Origin of the sequence: Nocardia tenerifensis NBRC 101015, from assembly GCF_000308715.1 — a bacterium.
Taxonomy (GTDB): Bacteria; Actinomycetota; Actinomycetes; order Mycobacteriales; family Mycobacteriaceae; genus Nocardia; species Nocardia tenerifensis.
On sequence record NZ_BAGH01000338.1, the window covers coordinates 1 to 1,217 of the forward strand.

Here is a 1,217-nt window from a genome sequence, read left to right on the forward strand (position 1 = left end):
CGTCGAGCGCGGCGAAAACCCTGCGGCCGTCGGCGATCGCGGCGAAGGCGGCGCCGCGGTGGCCCGCCAGGGCCGTACCCGACTCGTCGTAGAGGGTGGCGAAGTGCAGGCCGAGTCCGGGCGCCGAGTTCGGCCGCGCGGCGGCGCGCGGCGCGTCGACCGCGGGCGTCAGGCCGTACGCGCTGGAGAACTCCATGCCCGACAGCTGAGCGCCGGCCTCCGCGGCCAACAGCAGCCCGTCGCCGGTGTCCACGTCGGTGCCTGCCCCGCCGGACAGGAACGCGCAGCCGCCGGTGGCCACCACCACGGCCCCCGCGCGGACGGTCCAGGTGCGGAACTGATCGTGCTGCCGCACGCCCGTGGCCCCGGCGACGTGGCCGTCGCGATCGAGGAGCAGTTGCAGCGCCGGATGGTGGTCGAGCACGCGCACGCCCGCCTCGAGCGCGCTGCGCCGCATGCGTCGCAGGTAGCTTCCGCCGTCGAGGAACACGCGCAGCGAGGAACCGGGGACCGCGCCGGGGAACCGATAGCCCCAGCGGGCCAGCTGTTCGACCCGCCGATACGTCTCCTCCAGCACCCGGTGCATCCACTCCGGGTCGCCGAGCCCGCCGCCGTGCAGGTAGCCGCGGTGCACCGCCTCGTCCCTGGCCGGCCCGGGCGGGATGTTCCACAGCGCGGTGGTGCCGTGGGCCGTCGGGCCGCTGGTGCCGCATCGGGCCTTGTCGGCGAGCACGACCCGGGCGCCGGCCGCGGCGGCGGAGACGGCGGCCCAGGTTCCGGCGGGCCCGCCACCCAAAACCAGGACATCCGTCTCGAGTTCCGCCACAAAGACAAATGTTCGGCCACAATTCACGGCATCGCAACCATTAGCGAGATATTCGGCGACGCCGTATTCGATCCGTTGTCAGCGGTGTGCGGAAAGGTTGCCGATATTCAGCCCCACCACTGGGTCCACAGCAATAATCCGGCGACAATGAAAACAACCACAGCTCCGGAAAAAGCGGCGAAACCCCGACGCCTGTCCGAATAAATCTGTGCCGCAACGGCTATCACCGCCGAGATCACGTGCCAGGTCACCGACTCGGCGCCGGGGCCGGGAAAGTCCCGCCGGGCCGCGACGACCGCGGTGCCGATGACGACGAGCATCAGCGCGACGGTTCCCGCGGCGACGATCCCGCTGAGGCCGCGCAGCAGTCTCACGAGGTGATCACCGGAAC

The 1,217-nt window shown here is 71.5% G+C and carries 2 protein-coding genes; both read right to left on the reverse strand.

Annotated features, from left to right (window positions below):
* Window positions 1-826, reverse strand: an 826-nt coding sequence (locus ON39_RS26575; protein ID WP_040738525.1) for an FAD-dependent oxidoreductase, incomplete at its 3' end; no start/stop codon positions are given.
* A 107-nt stretch (window positions 827-933) separates the two neighbouring features.
* Window positions 934-1,200 (reverse strand): hypothetical protein, encoded by a 267-nt coding sequence (locus ON39_RS26580; protein ID WP_051187127.1) that lies wholly within the window; start codon window positions 1,198-1,200, stop codon window positions 934-936.
* Window positions 1,201-1,217: the final 17 nt, after the last annotated feature.